This is a genomic window from Cytophaga aurantiaca DSM 3654 (assembly GCF_000379725.1).
In the GTDB taxonomy this organism is placed as follows: domain Bacteria; phylum Bacteroidota; class Bacteroidia; order Cytophagales; family Cytophagaceae; genus Cytophaga; species Cytophaga aurantiaca.
Genome location: NZ_KB903621.1, coordinates 58,764 through 78,294 on the forward strand (window position 1 = coordinate 58,764; position 19,531 = coordinate 78,294).

The window sequence follows — 19,531 nt, forward strand, 5'->3', positions numbered from 1 at the left end:
ATTCTAACCAAAAACTTACATGACTGTCACACGTCTTTTCGATTTAATTCCGCAGCAAATTGCTAAGTATCCAAAATCGGATGCGCTGGCAACAAAAGAGAATGGCGCATGGATTACCTATTCTTCTACGCGTGTTCAGGAAATCATAGATAAAGTAAGTATTGGCTTTATAAAACTGGGTCTGAAAAAGGACGATAAAGTTGCGATCATTTCCCCGAACAGACCGGAGTGGAATTTCATAGACCTGGGTCTGCAACAGATCGGTGCGGTTAGCGTGCCTATTTATCCAACCATAACCGTTGAAGACTATCGATATATTTTTGACGATGCAGAAGTTAAAATGGTTTTTGTTTACGACGAATCTTTATTTGCAAAAGCAACGGAAGCAGTTGTTGGATCAAAAACTAATCCTGTTATCTATACCTTGCAGGAAGTTAAAGATGCAAAGAACTGGAAAGAAATTACGGTGTTGGCAGATGGTGAATCTTCTTCTATACTTGATGCACACAAAGCAAATGTATTGAACAGCGATCTGCTGACATTGATCTATACTTCCGGAACCACAGGAAAGCCAAAAGGTGTTATGCTTACGCATAATAACATATTAAGCAATGTGCTTGCAGCCATTCCATTGATGCCTGTTAATCACAACCACAGAGCACTTAGCTTTTTGCCTTTGTGCCACGTGTACGAACGTATGTTGTGTTACTTGTATCTATCTCAAGGTGTTTCTATTTATTATGCTACAAGTACTGATACGGTTGGAGATGATTTGAAAGAAGTACAGCCGCACATGTTTGTTACGGTGCCGCGGTTGCTTGAAAAAGTTTATGACAAAATTGTAGCGAAAGGCGCCGAACTTGCCGGTATCAAAAAATTTCTTTTCTATTGGGCACTTGATCTGGGTTTGAAATACGACATGCAAAAAAATCAAGGCTTTTTTTATAACATACAGTTAAAGCTTGCCAACAAAATAATTTTCAGTAAGTGGCGTGAAGCGCTTGGCGGAAATGTGATCACAATTGTTTCAGGCGGTGCAGCATTGCAGCCTCGCTTAGCTCGTGTGTTCTGGGCTGCACAGATTCCGGTTATGGAAGGTTATGGATTAACAGAAACTTCTCCGGTGATTGCAGTGAACCGTTTTAATCCGGATGAAACGAGAATCAGTACGGTTGGACCTCTATTACCTGGTGTGGAAGTAAAGTTTGCGGAAGACGGAGAGATCTTAACCCGCGGACCACACATCATGAAAGGATATTATAAGCGTCCGGACTTAACAGCCGAAGCGATCGACAGTGAAGGTTGGTTCCACACGGGAGATATCGGTCAGTTTATAGAGAATAAATATTTGAAAATTACCGATCGCAAAAAAGAAATGTTTAAAACCTCCGGAGGTAAATACATTGCGCCGCAGTTGGTTGAAAATAAATTTAAAGAGTCGCGCTACATTGAGCAAATCATGGTAATCGGTGAAGGTGAGAAATTCCCTTCTGCGATTGTTGTTCCTTCGTTTGCTGATGTGAAAAGCTGGTGTGAAATCAAAGGCATTCCATATACAACAAATGAAGAAATGGTTTGCAATAAACAGGTGATCGAAAAATTCCAAAAAGAGTTTGATGAGATGAATGAAAACTTTGCACAGTACGAACGTGTAAAGAAATTTATTTTGATGCCAAGACCATTTACGATAGAGAGCGGAGAAATGACACCAACGTTGAAATTGAAACGTAAAATTATCATGCAGAATTGTCAGGGGCAGATCGAGAAGTTGTATGAGAGGTAGTTGCTAGGTGCTAGTTACGAGTTACTAGACGAGAGAAGTATAGAGTACAGAGTACTAAGACTATAGAAAGAGCGGTTTTGATTGAAGTCAGGGTCGTTCTTTTTTTGAGTATATTAACATACATTTTAGATTCTATTGTAAAGTCTCCGGAAGGTGCCAGATTAAAACAATTTGCACTCAAAATCCAGCCTCATGAATCCCGATAGAAAACTAAATTTCCACAGAATTAAAATTGATATTTATAATAATCAAATTGTAAAGCATTATCTAAAAACCCTATTCTTGTTGAATATTATTTATTTGCATTTTTTAATTGACCGATAAACTATGAAACACATTCAGTTTTTAACGCTCAGTCTTCTATTGTTTATTGCATCAATCAACACGCATGCGGATGAGTCTGTTATTTTTAATTTTGAGGATGTATATGGTCATGCAGATTTTTGTGACCGTATAAAAATCATTCACTACGATCCTATCTTTGATTTACTTAGTGTTCAGTCCTATTCAGATTCATTGGTCTATACCTTTTGTATACCTGATTTAATTGTACAGAATTTTGCAAATAGTCAAAATGAATATCTTTTAATACGGGGAAATTGGGCGACTACGGATTACAACAGGCAGGTTTTTATATTCGGTATTTTGGAGGGAGAAAAATGGATCTTTAATAAACGTCAATACTGGAATGGTGGGTGTTGTCTTATTGAAACTTCCAATTCTGTTGCTGATCTTGAACATAAAAGAACGATGCGTGGGGAATTTTTATACCCTAAAGATTATTTTTTATATAAAACACTTTCATCCACTTGGGCAAGTTATGGAAGTGGAGACCGACGGTCATTATTTGATGAAGAAGCATTTAAACCAATTGCCTTGCGTTCTTCAGGAAATCGCTATTATAACGATTCACTGCAAGTAGAAAAATTAACATTCGATCCGGAGCATATGCTATTGATGATCGTAGTTTCCAATTCAAGCTCAGACAAAGATTGTGCACCTTATATGAATTCATTGTTGGATGCAGTAGGTTTGCCCTGTAAAAAAATATTAGAAAATTCTGAAAATTATACCTCTCGGTCTGCTGAAGATGAATACATGATCTCTTATTCCAATTCAACATACAAACTTATTATCTATAGATATGCTACAAACAGAGCAGGTGAAAAATATTGTCTGTTAGAATTATATCCAAAAACACCTACAGTAGAATCATCGTACAAAACAAAGAAATATACCTTCGGAGAGACTCTTCTTTTTGGTCTTGTTGATGGTATATTTGATAGTATATTTGACGCATTGGTTTATCCGCATTAAAATTAATTTTACACTGATCCTTTACCATTTTATTTTATGATCATTTACGGATGGAACACCATTAAGCTTGCAAGCCTTAAACCTTCGACTATTGGCTTCGATGTTGAGATGGATGCCGATACAATTATTGAAAGAAGACAAAAATATTTTCATCTTTTTTGGATTCCATTTTTTCCAATTGGTCAAGTATGGGTTATAAAGAAAAATGGCAGCTCCGATTTTTATGAGCCTTCGTCTAAAATGAATAAGCATTTGAACGCCTTAGATTTAAAATATAACACCCCTTGGTACACGTTTACACTTTTACTAGCAGCGATTGTCACAATAGCTACCTATTTTTCTTTTGTTGGAATTAATTCATATTACAACAATAAATTTCGCGAACTAGAGCTGGCAGAAAAAGAAAATAAACGAGTAGAAAAAGAAATCGAGCTTCTTTCTGCCGTGTCAAATGGTAAGCCTGATACGTACTTTATTCTTAATGATAGCAACTCTGCTACTACAAGCTGTTTAAAAGTCATTTCTTCAGACGCAACTACGCTTACCTGTCTTATAAGCCAAATTGATAGATGTACTGATTATAACTATTGTGCATTAGAAGCTTTTGCAACCAATGAGAATTTCTATAATGAGCCGTTTGATTCCGTTGTTGTTACAAAAGCAGATTTAATACATTCCTATAAGAATGGAGATGAGAAAATTCTGATGCATTACTTACCCATGAGACTTACAGGCTTTCTTAGAATAGATCATCCTGTTTTTATTTTTAATGGTGTGAACTATAAAAACGGAAAATATAAAGGAACGTTTAAAAATATTGGTGCTGCCATCACACAAATTAAATTTAAACAAGATAATAAATCTGAAAATAATCTTTTGTTAGACACTGCTTCAATTAAGAAAAATTTAAAAACCGGAGAGAAGTTTGTACTTATCGGAACATATACTGGGTCTAAGCCAATATTGTCAGGGAATCTGTTTTTTTTAAATCAGAATAATGAAGCAGATACGTGTATTTTATTTGTAGATGGATTAAACGAAAATTTGACTCGTAAATCAAATTCTCCTGATTCATTTTAAATCTGAATTGTGGCTGAGAGATTAAAATAAATTGCCATGAAAAGAATTCGATTATTGTTTCTTAGTCTTGCTCTGATTGCATCATTCACTGTATATGCAAGACCTCATGTATGCCCTAAAGACTCTATTGGCATTGTAAAAAAGAAAGAGGTTTACCCATTGATGGATAATTGCAAAGATTCCATTCAATGGGAAGAAGTCCGTATGAAAAATACAACCATTCAAAACAAAATCAATTCCGATATATATGCTCTTATTCAACGTTTAAAAATAGATTCAGCAAATTTTGAAGCAGTATGCATAAAAGAAATTTCCTATGAAGCAAATTCAACAATTACCTATTCTCAAAATAACATCGTAAGTATATTTTTTAAGAGTCTCTTGATTTATCCAAATTTTAATAGTTCAACATCCCTTAAGACATTGAACTATTCGGTTAAAACAGGAGAGGCAATATCTTTTCAGGAATTATTCAAACCTGAAAAACGATCTGCAATTGATTCCATTATTATAGCTGAAATGAAAATATGGTATAAAGAGATGGATCAAATAGATTTTGATGAAGAAGATATTTCCTGGTGGAAAGAACAAATTAAAAATGCACAGTTTAGTATCGAAGACACCCGCATCATATTATATCTTAGAGGCAATCATTGTGCATATTGTTCAGATGAAGATCCTTCAGTTGCTTTCGATTATACGGAATATAAAAATTATTTTAATAAGAAAGGTGTATTTAAAGCTTTGTTGAAAAAATAAGAGGTCAATGAAAATCCAATCTCACCAATCTTCCAACACAAAAATTGCAGAAGTACTTTCTGAAAGCATTATTATTGATACAATTGAAGATGGATCAAACTTAATGGCCGACATTTATTATCAAGGCTTTGATGCACTTATCCTTCATGAAAAAAATATTACTCCAACTTTCTTTGATCTGAAAACAGGAATTGCCGGCGAGATCCTGCAGAAATTTTCGAACTATCGGATGCGTCTCGCTATTGTTGGTGATTTTTCAAGCTATAACAGTAAAAGCCTGAACGATTTTATCTTTGAAAGCAATAAAAATAAGCAGATCAATTTTGTTGATTCGGTAGGAGAAGCAATTGAACGACTGAGGTGAGTTGACAAGTTGTTGGCGACTCTGCGTTGTCTTCTGTTCTCTATTGCCGATTCGTTTTGGCAGAAACAACAACGGCAAGAACACAACCACAGTTTTTCAACAGAAACATTTATCAGATTGGCAAGGTCTAATATTAAGAATCATGGCCGCCACTAAAAAAATTACCAAACAGTTAATTCTTTCAAAAATATCTGATCTCTACCGCATTGGATTATCCTGTTCTATAATTCCATCTTTATGCGCTGCGTTGCTTGTACTTGATGCGTATACCATACACGTAATGGAATTGATGCCTTTTGTAATGCTGTTGTGCATCGTATTTCCTCTAGCATTGATTGGCTTATTTTCTATAGTGACCGGCTTGAAGCTTGCTTCCAGAATTGAAAATGAACCGAAGATAACTGCGGGGACTTATAGTTTAATCGTTGGCATTGCTCTTTTTATAGGCCAACTCTGCAGCTTTGTATTTGTGTTTTTAAAAATTATGTAAACAAAAAGCCTCCAAAGAATAATCTCCGGAGGCTTCCTCTTAACTGACTACTGACCACTATCGTATCGCATCATCGCCGCGCGTTTTTGTACGCATACGAATTGCATCGAGTACATCATACACGAAAATCTTTCCGTCGCCTACTTTACCTTCGGAGCCCGTTTCGATAATTACATCTATACACTTCTCCAGATTCTCATCGCTTACTACGCAGATGATCATTACTTTAGATAAGAGTACAATTGATTTTTCTGCACCTCTGTAAATTTCAGGAAATCCCTGCTGTAAACCAACGCCCTTCACAGGTACAACGGTCATACATGGAATGCCTACTTTTATTAAACCTGCCTGTATTGCCTTCAACTTTGATGGCTTTACAATTGCTTCAATTTTTTTCATCTATATAAAATTTATTCGATGGTCGTATATGCTTCAATACCAAATTCTACTGCATCGGTTCCTGCAAGCTCTTCGCGCTCGCCCAAACGGATGCCTGTCGTTTTCTTCAGTATAGTAAATACTATGTATGTTACTACAAATGAACATACAGCGATTACGGTTACACCCAATGCCTGCACGCCTAATAAATGCGCATCGCCTGTAGTGAATAAGCCGCCGTTTGTTGCAAACAAACCTACCGCTAACGTTCCGAACAAACCGTTCACGCCGTGTACTGCAACAGCACCCACCGGATCATCTACTTTCATTTTATCGATTGCAACAACCGCTACATCAATTAAGATACCTGCACATAAACCAATGATGATTGCAGAGTTTGCGCTCACTACATTACAACCTGCTGTGATCGCTACCAAACCTGCCAACACACCGTTGATCACCATGGTAATATCAATGCGTTTGTAACGAAGGAACGTATACACCATGGTAGAGATACCACCCATCGCTGAAGAAAGAAACGTGTTTGTTGCTACGGTACCGATCAATTCCCACTTACCTACTGCTCCTAATGTTGATCCCGGATTAAATCCGAACCAACCGAACCAAAGTATAAATGCACCTACTGCAGACAGCGTTAAGTTGTGACCCGGAATCGGGTTGATGGAACCATCTGCATTGTATTTACCAATACGCGGACCAAGAACGATTGCTGCTGCCAATCCGGCAAAGCCGCCCATGGCGTGTACTGCAGCAGAGCCTGCAAAATCATTAAAGCCTAATTTGAATAACCAGCCATTTGGATTCCACACCCAGTTTGCTGCCAAGGGATACATACATGCACAAAAGAACAATACAAAGAATGCGTATGCCCAGATCTTCATACGTTCTGCAACTGCGCCCGATACAATGGAGATTGCTGCAATCGCAAAGCCCATTTGTATAAACCAGAATAATTTGTTTGACACAGTGAGGCCTAATCCCATGTCGCCTTCAGGAATTCCAAAGTCAAAAGCCCACCAGCCATTTGATTTTCCGTAAGCTATACCAAAGCCAACAGCATAAAATGCAATGCCGCCGAACATAATGTCGATCATTACTTTGGCAATAATACTAACGGCGTTTTTAGATCGCACAAATCCAGATTCCAGTAAGGCGAAGCCGCCTTCCATCTGAAAGATCAGTGCAGCACAAATTGCTACCCAGACTGTATCAATAGCATGGGTGAGCTCTACTTGCTGTGCAGCAAGCTCAGTCATTTCGTTCATTTTAGATTAAAGAATAAAGGGTTATTGAATATACCGGTTAAATATATTCGCGGGCAAAGCTGTTAAAATATTCATGGATAAAAAAGGAAATGTATGTAAAAAGTTAAAATTGTGGGTTATTTTTTACCTCACTTTGATAAAATAAGATACTTTTTTGTCAATTCAGCATTATGAATAAGGCTGTGTGATATTTTTGTTATCATTTTCCCTTAAACTGTATCTTTTTTATTGTTTCGCATTATGAATAAGGTTCCCAATCCTATTTCGTTTAAGAGACATAACTGATCCATTCATGCTGCGACTTTTGATCCCCTTTTGCATTTTATTACTTGCAACCTGTTCAAGTGAAAAGAAAAATAGTGTTCATGAAAAAATTGATAGTGTTAAAATTGCCGAAGCATTTAAATTCTGTAAGAAAAATGGCTACGATACTTCAGCGGCTTTCTTTGTAGACATGAGCATTCATTCAGGTAAGAATCGTTTTTTTGTTTGGAACTTCGCAACTAAAAAGATCGTCTACGAAGGACTCTGCTGTCACGGCATGGGCAAAGGCAGTACAGGCGCAACTCCGGTGTTCAGCAATGAAAACGGAAGTTACTGCACCTCTTTGGGAAAATATAAAATCGGCATTCGTTCCTACAGTCAGTGGGGCATTCATGTACATTACAAGCTGCACGGACTGGAATCGACAAACTCCAATGCATACAACAGGGTTGTGGTGTTACATTCGTATTATGCAGTCTCCGAAACAGAAATCTATCCCTCACATTTGTCGATGGGCTGGAGTCTTGGATGCCCTGTGGTCTCCGATGGCATGATGACAAACCTCGATGCGTTGCTGAAAAAGAAAACAAAGCCAACGTTGTTGTGGATTTATAAGTGATCACTAAATTTTTTGAAGTCTGTATTTTTATCTTACTTCGTACTATGAACAGGTACAGAATAGATTTTCGTTTGTCACATATACATCATTCATTCACGATGCTGTTTATTATTTTTTTCTGCTTCGTATTGCTTTCAGCTTGCTCGGATGAAAAGAAAAACACGGTCTATGAAAAAGTCGACAGCAGTAAAGTTGCACAAGCTTTTAAATTCTGTAAGAAGAATGGTTATGATACTTCTACCTGCTTTTTTATAGATATGAGTATTCATTCAGGTAAGAATCGATTTTTTGTATGGAATTTTAAAACTAAAAAAATTGCGTATGAAGGGCTTTGTTGTCATGGTGTGGGTAAAGGCAGTACAACTTCAACGCCTGTGTTCAGCAATGAGAACGGCAGCAATTGCACGTCTTTAGGAAAATATAAAGTGGGTATCCGTTCGTATAGCAATTGGGGCATCCATGCGCATTACAAGCTACACGGATTGGAATCTTCAAACTCAAATGCATATAGCAGAATTGTCGTATTGCATTCACATGATCCGGTTTCAGAAACCGAGATCTATCCTTTCCATTTATCGATGGGCTGGAGCCTGGGTTGTCCGGTTGTTTCAAACAAATTTATGAGAAGATTGGATGGCTTATTAAAAAATAAAAAGAAACCAACGTTGCTGTGGATTTATAAATAAAAAAGCAATGCCCTGGTCCAGACATTGCTTTTTTACTATCGGAAAATTGTGTGTAATTAATAATTTACAAAATATTCTGAGAATAACTGATTGAAAGAACCTTGTAATACTTTTACGTTTCCGCTACCGTCGTATAATTTACAAGACATCGATCCTTTTGCAGAAAGAAGTTTGGTTCCGTTAATGATAACTTCCTTTTGAGAATCAATTTTAATATAGCTTCCTGTCTGGCTCGCAGTACCTTTGTATGAAGCCCATTCTGTTCCATTATTATCTGTCAATTCTACATCCCAACCTTGAGTAGTCGGATAGTCTGAATTTGTCGATAGTGTAGAGAAGTTTGTGTAGTTGCCAGCTGCATATATATTTTTAATATCCTGCTCAGAAGGAGCATCTCTATCTGTATAGCTTATTGATTTATGAACACGCATAACAAGTGCGTCTAGATCATTCCACTGACCTCCTTGATAAACAATTTTTGTCCAATATGAACCTTCCCAAAATTCATACACATAATCGTTGCTATTTGCATAATCAACATAGTTGCCCGCAGAACTTGAGCCTACCCCATTATTGACGCCGGTTGTGTTGCCAATACCTGCCTGACTGTATGCTGCATTGTCAAACGTTCCTTGAAAATAATATTCACTGCTATTTGATGGTGTAGGATCATCTTTCTTTTTTGAACACGAAGTGATCGCAACAAGCATAACAATTGCGCATACTAATACGCTAAAAGATTTTTTCATGAGGTTGAGTAGTTTATTATTTATTAAAGCTACAAAATATTTTGTTTGTTAAATATGATGCGTGTACCTATTAATGGTGATTTTTATTATATGCTGATGAAAAAAATATAAACCTTCCTATCCGTAGAGTTAGCCCTTATTCCAGCTCTACATTAAAACTTCCATTCATCACCAGCTTGCCTTCTACTTCTTTTTCTGTGCCCGGCATAACGAAACCTTTTAGCTTTGCTGTTTTGCCTTTGCTCAAAAGATCAAAAATATTTTTGTCGCTGAGTTTTTTACTCAATATTGTAAACGGAATTTTAAATCCGCATTGATTAAAATTAGAGCAGCCGTAAGCAGTATTACCTTTCTTTAATAAATGCTCTTTGCACTTCGGACATTTCAATGTATCTATTGCAACGTCTTCCTTTGGCTTCTTTTCCTTTGCTTCTTTCGGTTTGCTTTCTTTTGGTGCAGCAGATTTTTCTGTCTTCGCCGGAGCCTTAGATTTCTCAGGTGCAATGTAGATTGCTTTGTAGAAATTATTTTTAACTTCTTTGGTAATATCGGTTACCATATCAATCAATTCCTGCTTGAACGTTTCAAGTTGATATTCGCCTTTCTCTATCAAACGTAATTTACGCTCCCAGTTGCCGGTCAACTCCGCACTCTTCAGTAACTCATTGTGAATGCAGTCGATCAGATCCATGCCTGTTTGCGTAGCAAAAATATTTTTCTTCTTACGCTCAATGTATTTACGTCTGAAAAGTGTTTCAATAATATTTGCGCGAGTAGATGGCCGCCCGATGCCATTGTCTTTCAACAACTCGCGCATTTCCTCGTCTTCTACCTGCTTGCCTGCTGTTTCCATGGCTCGCAAAAGTGTTGCTTCGGTATATGCTTTTGGTGGAGAAGTTTTGCCTTGGTGTATCTTTGGTTCATGCGGACCGGTTTCCCCAACAGTAAAGTTTGGCATTACTTTTTCTTCGTCACCTTCTTTTTCTTTCTCTTCGGGTTTGTCATTTGCATAGACTTCCTTCCAGCCAGCTTCAATGATCTGCTTTCCGGTTGCTTTAAATTCTACTTGTCCGACTGTACCCAATACAGTTGTATTTGATACTTTACATTCCGGATAAAATACGGAAATGAATCTGCGCGCAATTAAATCGTAAATGCGTTTTTCTTCAATATGCAAATTGGAAGAAGGTGCAACACCTGTAGGAATGATCGCGTGGTGATCCGTAACTTTTTTGTCATCAAATACTGCTTTTGATTTCGGAATCGGTTTTGCTAAAACCGGAGCAGTTAAATTTTTATAAATGGTCAGGTCTTCTAAAATTCCTTTAACTTTCGGATACAGATCTTCTGAAAGATAGGTGGTATCTACCCTTGGATAGGTAACAAATTTTTTCTCGTACAAACTCTGTACGTGCTTCAAGGTATCTTCGGCAGAGTAACCGAATCGTTTATTAGCTTCTACCTGAATCGATGTCAAATCATACAATTTCGGATTCCCCTCTTTTCCTTCTTTGATTTCAAATGCAGTAACAACAAAGGGGTGTTGTTTTAAATAATCCAATCCTTTGTTTGCTTTCTCTAAGGACTTGAGTCGTTCGATGGTCGCTGTAAATTCGGTTTCTCTGTAAATGGTTTTTAATTCCCAATACTCTTCTGAAACGAATGCGTCTATTTCTTTCTGCCGAGCTACGATCATTGCCAGCGTTGGTGTCTGCACACGACCAATCGACAATACAATTTTTCCCTGGCCGAATTTTTTGGTAAACAAACGCGTAGCATTCATGCCCAATAACCAATCACCGATGGCACGGGCGCTGCCGGCTGCATAGAGATTGTTATATTGATCCGCTTCTTTTAACCGTGTAAAGCCTTCTTTGATCGCTTCGGTTGTTAAAGAAGAAATCCACAGACGTTTTACAGGTACAGCGCATTTTGCTTTTAACAATACCCAACGCTGTATCAATTCTCCCTCCTGGCCTGCATCACCACAGTTTATAACTTCGTCGCAAGCATTTACCAGTTTCTGAATGACGTTAAATTGTTTTTTAACACCTGAATTGTCGATTAGTTTAATTCCAAAACTTGGTGGAATCATTGGCAGATCTTCTAAGCGCCACATCTTCCAGCGATCTAAATAATCATGCGGTTCCTTCAGCGTACAAAAATGTCCGAACGTCCAGGTGACCTGATAACCATTGCCTTCCCAATAGCCATCGTTGCGCTTCTTAGCGCCAAGTACTTCGGCGATATCTTTGGCAACACTTGGTTTTTCGGCAATGCAAAGTTTCATAGTATAACAAAAATAAAAAGTTTGAGCAGAGTCTAATCTATATGTGAATAAGTATACTACACTTTGTTTTAACCGCAAAGGGCGCGAAGATAAAAACGCAAGGAACGCAAAATTGAACCCTACAAATTACACCCAAGCAAATGCCAGCGCATTGCCTTGCGTCCTTTGCGGTTAAAGGACTTATAAAACAAAAATGCCTCACTAAATAAATCAGCGAGGCATTTTAATTATTGAATTGAGACTTGATTAACCATTCATGGAGATCAAGAACTCATCGTTGTTTTTCGTTTTAGCCATTCTGTCGATCAGGAAGTCCATTGCTTCGATCGAGTTCATATCAGACATGTATTTACGTAAGATCCAGATACGAGAAAGAGCATCTTTATCGATCAAGAGATCTTCGCGACGTGTACCCGATGCAGGTACATCGATTGCAGGGTAAATACGTTTGTTCGCCAATTTACGATCCAATTGAAGTTCCATGTTACCTGTACCTTTGAATTCTTCAAAGATTACTTCGTCCATTTTAGAACCTGTTTCGATCAATGCTGTAGCAATGATGGTTAGAGAACCGCCGTTCTCAACGTTACGCGCAGCACCGAAGAATTTTTTGGGCTTATGCAATGCATTTGCATCCACACCACCTGAAAGTATTTTACCTGAAGATGGAACAACTGTGTTGTATGCTCTTGCCAAACGCGTAATTGAATCTAATAACACAACTACATCGTGTCCGCATTCAACCATACGTTTTGCTTTTTCAAGCACCATACTTGCAACTTTCACGTGACGATCTGCCTGCTCATCAAACGTAGATGAGATAACTTCTGCTTTCACGCTGCGTGCAATGTCTGTAACCTCTTCCGGACGTTCATCAATCAATAAAATAATTAAATGAACTTCAGGATGATTTGCAGCAATTGCATTTGCAATTTCTTTTAATAAAACAGTTTTACCTGTTTTAGGCTGTGCCACGATCATACCACGTTGACCTTTACCAATTGGTGCAAACATATCCAGGATACGTGTAGACAATTGGTTGTGCGTAGTAGAAAGGTTTAAACGTTCCTGAGGGAAGATGGGGGTCAAGTATTCAAACGGTATACGGTCACGAATTTGTTCCGTTGTTTTTCCGTTTACTGTATCTACTTTTAATAAAGCGAAATATTTTTCTCCTTCTTTCGGAGGACGAATTTGTCCAACAATTGTATCGCCTGTTTTCAAACCAAATAATTTGATCTGAGACGGTGAAACGTAGATATCATCGGGGCTAGCCATGAAATTGTAATCCGGTGAACGTAAGAAACCATATCCTTCAGAAATGATTTCCAATACACCTGAATTAACAATTACGCCATCAAATTCTTTTACTGAATATTGTTGTGAAGTTGTTTGTCTTGCAGGACGTTCAGATCTTTCTTCCAATCTGTCTTCGGTGATGCGGGGTGCACGTTCTTCATTGTATGAACGTGGCTGACGTTCTTCGTAGCTATTGCTGCGTGGAACTCGCTCTTCGAAATTATTTCTTGCAGGACGTTCTTCATTGTAAGAAACACGTGCAGGACGTTCTCTTTCCAACGGAACTTCTTCTGTTGGTACAATAGATTGACGCTCTCTGCGTCCCGGCGTTGCTGCTGCTCTAACAACATGTTCCGCAGGTGCAGATGCAACAGGTGCGCTTATATAATTATCATCTTCAGCCGTTTCAGCTGCTTTCACATTCGAACGTTTAGCACGTGGACTGCGGTTGTGATTATCTTCTGTATCTGAGATTGTTGTTTCTGCTTCTTCTGAAAAAGTTGAAGTGCTGGCTACTTCTTTGCGCACAGAGGCTGCAACGGTTGGGTTTAATGCTTGTTGATCTAAAATTTTGTAGACCAATTCTTTCTTTTGTAATTTTTTAAAATTGGGAACATTCATCTTTTCAGCTATAACTCTTAATTCAGATAATAGCTTTAGATCTAACTCTTCAATGTTGTACATAAATGTGTTCTAATGTAATTGAAATCTTAAGGAAGGTGGGTTTTTAATTCGCAGTCTACACAGTTTGCGTGCGCAACCTCTGGTTCAAACAATAAAATCTAATAACGTATTTTGATTATTGAAATCTGGTGAGCAGCAGAAAATTGTGGCTGATTACGATTTGATGTTACAAGTATAAAGGAACTTATACTCATTGTCAAGGGTACGTAAGGAAAACCATGAAACTTTATTAAAATAAATTGATTTTCAATAAGCGGTATTTCTTGTAACTTGCGTTTCTCTAATCTAATACCATTAATTTAGAATAAACATGTTGCAAATCAATTATATCCGTGAAAACAAGGCTGCCGTTATAGAAGGTCTTACAAAAAAGTATTTTGCCGATGCGGAACAAATAGTAAATGAAATCATTGAAACAGACCAAATTAGACGAGATACGCAGCATAACTTAGATTTGATGCTTGCTGACGCGAATTCCAAGGCTAAAGCAATCGGTGATCTGATGAAGGCAGGTAAAAAAGAAGAGGCTGAAAAAGAAAAAGCTGCTGCAACAGAACTTCGATCTAAAACAAAAGAATTGCAGGATCTGCATACAATAAAGGAAGAAGAGTTGAATGCCCTTCTTGTAAAACTTCCAAACCTGCCGCATCATAGCGTTCCTGCAGGTCGCACAGCCGAAGAGAACATTAACATTTATTCTCATGGTGAAGTACCAACGCTGCATGCAGATGCACAGCCGCATTGGGAGCTTATTAAGAAATACGATATTATCGATTTTGAATTAGGAAATAAAATTACAGGTGCGGGTTTTCCTGTATATAAAGGTAAAGGCGCACGATTACAGCGTGCCTTGATCAACTTTTTCTTAGACGAAGCAGGCAAAAGCGGATACACAGAAGTTCAGCCGCCCATCATGGTTAACGAAGCTTCAGCCTATGCAACAGGCCAGTTACCCGATAAGGACGGACAGATGTATTATGCAAACGAAGATAAATTTTATCTGATCCCGACTGCCGAAGTACCTATTACCAATATATACCGGGATATGATCATCAGAGAAGAAGATCTACCGATAAAAAATACAGGTTATACACCATGCTTCAGAAGAGAAGCAGGATCCTGGGGCGCAGATGTGCGTGGCTTAAACCGCTTACATCAATTTGATAAAGTTGAGCTTGTACAAATTGCTACGCCGGAAACATCGTATGCAATTTTAGAAGAAATGAAAAAACATGTACAAGGCTTGCTGGAAAAATTAGAGCTGCCTTATCGTATTTTGCATTTATGTGCAGGTGACATGAGCTTTACTTCTGCTCTTACATTCGATTTTGAAGTGTATTCAGCAGCACAAAAGCGTTGGTTAGAAGTTAGTTCCGTAAGTAATTTTGAAGCATATCAGGCAAATCGTTTGAAGCTTCGTTATAAAGTAGATGGCAAAACACAATTGCTTCATACGCTGAATGGCAGTGCGTTGGCTTTGCCGCGTATTGTAGCTTCAATCTTAGAGAATAACCAAACACCGGAAGGTATTCGCATTCCAAAAGCATTACAGGCTTATACAGGTTTCGATCTTATAAAATAATCAGGCTGCGCTTATAAAAAATGGTCAAGCTATTTCAAATAGCCTGACCATTTTTTATTATACATCTACTAAATTTATAGAGATTTAAGATACTGCAAGAGATTATATTACTACATCCAGCATTGTTTGAAAATACACTGCATCGGTGCCAAAACGTTTCGCCAGTTTGTCCATTGCTTTTTGTTCCCAATTTTCCAGGAATTTTTCAAGGTGCGCTTCTTTCTCAAAAAACAATTGTAAGCTGTATGTACTGCCGTTGCCTTCTTCTTCATAACGCAACCGCATAAGATGGTGTCTCACTACAAAGCCTGAGTCCAAGGCGTTTGTGAAATAAACATCTTTTGCCCAATTAACCCATTCTGTTTCAACAGATGAGTCTAAATTAAAAGTTGTATTAAATAAAATCATACGTGCGAATTAATACTTTCAATCCAAAATAAAAAATAATTACGGATACATTTTATTCAAGATATTAAAATTGTAAATTAAACAGCGAACATAAAGTTCAATTATTCGTACAATACCCATAACTTTTTAAGAATTAACAAAACTCCTGTTACTGCATGTATTCAAATAATAATAGTTCAACCGATTATACGAAAGTTTTCTTAGTATTATCAACCCTTTTTCTAATGTGGGGTTTGATTACTGTACTGAATTTTTCTCTGATTGAAGAATTACGTGATGTATTCAAATTGAGCTTCTACGAATCGTTAAGTATTAATCTGGCGCTTTATGCTACTTATTTTGTGGTTGCGATACCTGCAGGAATTATAATTAATAAGGTGGGTTTTAGAAAAGGTATTATTATTGGAGCAGGTCTTTCAAGTTTTGGTTGTTTTTTATTTTATCCGGCAGCAGAATCAAATTCCTTTATAAAATTATTGATGGCTCTGTTTGCATTGGGCGGAGGTTTTACATTTCTTCAGGTTTCTGCTAACCCATATGTAGCATTGCTGGGTATGCGTGGCAAAGGAGCTGCTAAACTTTCTTTCATTCAGGCATTTAATTCATTCGGAACCTTTCTGGCACCCTTACTTGCCGGCGGACTTTTCTTATCGATGTCGGGATTGAATCCTGAAAGCATCGTAACCATGTCTCCGGAAGAGATTATGGAACATAAGATCTTATTGGTTCAAGTACCTTATTTGGTATTCGGTTCAATCTGGTTTTTACTAATGCTGATTGTAGTTTTGTCTGAATTGCCTAAAGTAAACGTTCAGGATCAAGCACCGCTTATTCGTTCAAATGAAACAGAACCCCGTAAACACATCTTCCAATATCCTCAGGTGATTAACGGTGCAATTACATTATTTTTATATGTAGGCGCAGAAGTTTCGCTGGCATATTATATTTCAGAAAAGAGTGAAGGTCTTATGCCTTATTACTGGGGGCTGGCATTATTAGGAAGATTTATAGGCGCAGGGCTGCTATTTGTAGCAACTAGTCCGCGTAAGCTTATGAAACTTTCGGGAAGTGTGGCGATCTTCTTATTATTGGTTTACCTGATTGTCAATACTGATGAAAAGCGCATTCTTACTCAAACCACAGATCCAGCTTTATACCTTCTTGTGCTAATCGGTTTATGCAACTCTATTATCTGGCCAACAGTATTTACAATGGGAATAGATGGCATGGGTAAATACTCTATCAACGCAAGCTCTATTTTGGTTATGTCTGTATTTGGCGGAGCAATCATTCCGTTGCTATTCGTTTATCTGCTTTCAGATTATTCCATCATTTCAGCCTTCCCTTTGCTGTTGCTTGCCTATGGCGCAGTAATATGGTTTGGCACCAAAGGTTCGATCTATGAAAAGAAAAGTAACTTTTATTGATCTGGGTTTAATATAATAGCACATAAAAAAAAGTGGTCCCACTAAAAGCGGGACCACTTTTTTTATGTATTGCATTTAAAAAGAAACCTTCCTTCTCCTGAAGGAGAAGGAAGGTTTCTTTTTAATTATTTTTTGGCAGGCATAAACTGTTCAAACCAAAGCTGAAAAATAACAAGTGACCAGATACGCTTACTATGATAATATTCGCCTGAACGGAATTTTTTTACGAGCTTGTCAATTTCTGTCGAGTTAAAAATTCCCTGACTATCGATAAACTTTTTGTCTAAATAATAATCAATTAAATATTTATGCGATTCTTTAAGCCATTCTTCTGAAGGTGCTGCAAAGCCCCATTTAGTGCGGTATATAAGCTCTTTGGGTAAATATTTTTCAAGAGATTTTTTCAGAATATATTTTTGTGTGCCGTTTTTGATCTTTAATCCAACCGGCAAATTAATAGCAAATTCCGCTAAATGATAATCCAAAAAGGGGCATCGCACTTCTAAGCTATGGCGCATGGAGGCAATGTCCATCTTGTACATTAGATCATCTGCCAGATAGTGGTTAATATCAAAGAATGAAACTGCTTGTTCGTTTGATAATGAAATTTTTTCAACGGATTCCCAATAAGGTATTGTTGTTGCGTGTTTGTATTTGTAGTTCAGTAAATTTCCGATCTCATGTTGAGTGAACATTTGCTGTTCTTGCGACCACATGTTTATATATGGATTTACATCGTTCCAGCCATCAAATAATCTGGATTTTATAGCAGGCTTCCCTCCTAACATTTTTAATATACTTTCAGCTAATCTCAAGGAAGCCTTCCCGCCTATTTTTTTCAAGGTAGCAACCCGGTTGTACCAATAGTAGGTGTTATAGCCCATAAACAATTCATCCCCTCCGTCGCCTGTTAAAGCTACAGTGGTGCGTTCACGTGTTACTTTAGAGATCAGTAGACTTGGTAAAACCGAAGATACCGCAAACGGTTCGTCATAAAATTCTACAGCATCTTTTAATACACCAAAAATGTCATCTGTGGGTAAGCGGTATTCATGATGATTGGTTTGCAATATGTCGGCAACTTTTTTTGCATAACCGCTTTCATCAAACTTTTTTTCGTCAAATCCAATCGTAAATGTTTCAACCGCGCGCGAACTATTTTCCTGAAATTTTGCGGCTATCAAAGAAGAATCTACCCCACCGCTGAGAAATGCGCCAATGGGCACATCGCTAAGCATTCTTGATCTTACAGCATTGGAAAGAAGCTCGTGAAACTGCTCTATTGCATCTGTTTCATTTATTTCAACAGGACTATATTTTTCTCTGATATCATAATAGCTTTTTATCGTTACTTCAATCTTATTTTTGATTTCTATGTAACAGCCATTCGTCAGTTTTTTAATATTTTGAAAAATGGTATTTGGTTTGGGTATGTACTCCAGAAATAAATAATCTGACAACGCTTCGGTATTTATCAACCTAGGTATTGGCAATTCTAATAATCCTTTGATCTCCGATGCAAAAGCAAAGCCATCCGGACCATCATAATAGCATAGCGGTTTTATTCCGAATCTGTCTCTTACGATCGTCAGACTTTCATCTAGCGTATCCCATATAGCTATAACAAACATTCCATTAAATTCCTGAAAGGCTTTTACTCCGATCATAGCATAGAGTTCTATAGCTACTTCGGTATCACTTGTTGTTTGTGTGCTGATGTTGTATTTGGTAGCTATCTCTTTATAATTAAAGATCTCACCATTAAAGACCATTACATACCGTTTGTCTTTAGAAAAAAAAGGCTGATTGGCAGCATCTGATAAATCCAGAATACTCAATCTGCGGTGACCTAAATATATTTCCTGTTGTGTGTTCGAATAAAAACCTTCCGCATCAGGGCCCCGGTGTTTAAGCCTGTGCGTCATGTTGCGAAGATCTTCGATCGTCCATTTAGAAGAAATAAAGCCGGTAATTCCACACATAGTCTACAAGTTAGAACTACGTTAAACAAAAAGCAAACCTTCGGAACGTGTAATTATGTAAAAGAACTAAAACAAGCGATCCTC

17 protein-coding genes are annotated in these 19,531 nt (G+C 37.6%); 10 read left to right on the forward strand and 7 right to left on the reverse strand.

The annotated features are described in order from the left end of the window. Positions 1–19 precede the first annotated feature (19 nt). From A3EE_RS0101660 to A3EE_RS19870, 6 genes are all read left to right on the forward strand, one after another. Complete coding sequence (locus tag A3EE_RS0101660) at positions 20–1,783, forward strand: AMP-dependent synthetase/ligase (RefSeq protein ID WP_018341685.1); 1,764 nt, start codon at positions 20–22, stop codon at positions 1,781–1,783. 327 nt (positions 1,784–2,110) lie between these two features. After that, complete coding sequence (locus A3EE_RS0101665) at positions 2,111–3,100, forward strand: hypothetical protein (protein ID WP_018341686.1); 990 nt, start codon at positions 2,111–2,113, stop codon at positions 3,098–3,100. 108 nt (positions 3,101–3,208) lie between these two features. Next, positions 3,209–4,180: a hypothetical protein gene (locus A3EE_RS0101670; RefSeq protein ID WP_157446834.1), complete on the forward strand. Its 972-nt coding sequence runs from the start codon at positions 3,209–3,211 to the stop codon at positions 4,178–4,180. Between the two features lie 36 nt (positions 4,181–4,216). After that, on the forward strand, positions 4,217–4,939 hold the full coding sequence (locus A3EE_RS0101675) for a hypothetical protein (RefSeq protein WP_018341688.1): 723 nt from the start codon (positions 4,217–4,219) through the stop codon (positions 4,937–4,939). Positions 4,940–4,946: 7 nt separating this feature from the next. Next, positions 4,947–5,303 (forward strand): DUF4180 domain-containing protein, encoded by a 357-nt coding sequence (locus A3EE_RS0101680; RefSeq protein WP_018341689.1) that lies wholly within the window; start codon positions 4,947–4,949, stop codon positions 5,301–5,303. Between the two features lie 142 nt (positions 5,304–5,445). Continuing rightward, entirely contained in the window at positions 5,446–5,793 is a 348-nt protein-coding gene (locus A3EE_RS19870) for a hypothetical protein (protein WP_026209537.1), read from the forward strand. A gap of 57 nt (positions 5,794–5,850) precedes the next feature. Here the strand turns inward: A3EE_RS19870 and A3EE_RS0101690 are convergent, their stop codons facing one another. Both A3EE_RS0101690 and A3EE_RS0101695 read right to left on the reverse strand, forming a co-directional pair. Further along, on the reverse strand, positions 5,851–6,192 hold the full coding sequence (locus A3EE_RS0101690; protein ID WP_018341691.1) for a P-II family nitrogen regulator: 342 nt from the start codon (positions 6,190–6,192) through the stop codon (positions 5,851–5,853). Positions 6,193–6,203: 11 nt separating this feature from the next. Beyond that, complete coding sequence (locus A3EE_RS0101695) at positions 6,204–7,457, reverse strand: ammonium transporter (RefSeq protein WP_083921233.1); 1,254 nt, start codon at positions 7,455–7,457, stop codon at positions 6,204–6,206. Positions 7,458–7,749: 292 nt separating this feature from the next. On the opposite strand from A3EE_RS0101695, the gene A3EE_RS0101700 reads away from it, so the two are divergent. Both A3EE_RS0101700 and A3EE_RS0101705 read left to right on the forward strand, forming a co-directional pair. Next, entirely contained in the window at positions 7,750–8,340 is a 591-nt protein-coding gene (locus A3EE_RS0101700; protein ID WP_018341693.1) for a murein L,D-transpeptidase catalytic domain-containing protein, read from the forward strand. Between the two features lie 44 nt (positions 8,341–8,384). Beyond that, complete coding sequence (locus A3EE_RS0101705; RefSeq protein ID WP_245553792.1) at positions 8,385–9,026, forward strand: murein L,D-transpeptidase catalytic domain-containing protein; 642 nt, start codon at positions 8,385–8,387, stop codon at positions 9,024–9,026. Between the two features lie 56 nt (positions 9,027–9,082). Here the strand turns inward: A3EE_RS0101705 and A3EE_RS0101710 are convergent, their stop codons facing one another. From A3EE_RS0101710 to rho, 3 genes are all read right to left on the reverse strand, one after another. Then, positions 9,083–9,775, reverse strand: coding sequence for a hypothetical protein (locus tag A3EE_RS0101710; RefSeq protein ID WP_018341695.1), 693 nt, complete (start codon positions 9,773–9,775; stop codon positions 9,083–9,085). Between the two features lie 136 nt (positions 9,776–9,911). Continuing rightward, positions 9,912–12,065, reverse strand: a complete 2,154-nt coding sequence (locus A3EE_RS0101715; protein WP_018341696.1) for a DNA topoisomerase 3 — start codon at positions 12,063–12,065, stop codon at positions 9,912–9,914. Between the two features lie 246 nt (positions 12,066–12,311). Then, positions 12,312–14,048, reverse strand: coding sequence for a transcription termination factor Rho (gene rho, locus A3EE_RS0101720; RefSeq protein ID WP_018341697.1), 1,737 nt, complete (start codon positions 14,046–14,048; stop codon positions 12,312–12,314). A 310-nt stretch (positions 14,049–14,358) separates the two neighbouring features. Between rho and serS the strand changes: the two genes are divergently transcribed. Then, positions 14,359–15,630, forward strand: a complete 1,272-nt coding sequence (serS, locus tag A3EE_RS0101725) for a serine--tRNA ligase (RefSeq protein ID WP_018341698.1) — start codon at positions 14,359–14,361, stop codon at positions 15,628–15,630. A 102-nt stretch (positions 15,631–15,732) separates the two neighbouring features. On the opposite strand, the gene A3EE_RS0101730 is transcribed toward serS, so the two are convergent. Continuing rightward, positions 15,733–16,038 carry a DUF4286 family protein gene (locus tag A3EE_RS0101730; protein ID WP_018341699.1) on the reverse strand — a complete coding sequence of 102 codons (306 nt, stop codon included), beginning with the start codon at positions 16,036–16,038 and terminating at the stop codon, positions 15,733–15,735. 155 nt (positions 16,039–16,193) lie between these two features. On the opposite strand from A3EE_RS0101730, the gene A3EE_RS0101735 reads away from it, so the two are divergent. Next, positions 16,194–17,465 carry an MFS transporter gene (locus A3EE_RS0101735; RefSeq protein ID WP_018341700.1) on the forward strand — a complete coding sequence of 424 codons (1,272 nt, stop codon included), beginning with the start codon at positions 16,194–16,196 and terminating at the stop codon, positions 17,463–17,465. A gap of 125 nt (positions 17,466–17,590) precedes the next feature. Here the strand turns inward: A3EE_RS0101735 and asnB are convergent, their stop codons facing one another. Continuing rightward, entirely contained in the window at positions 17,591–19,447 is a 1,857-nt protein-coding gene (asnB, locus tag A3EE_RS0101740) for an asparagine synthase (glutamine-hydrolyzing) (protein ID WP_018341701.1), read from the reverse strand. Positions 19,448–19,531 lie beyond the last annotated feature (84 nt).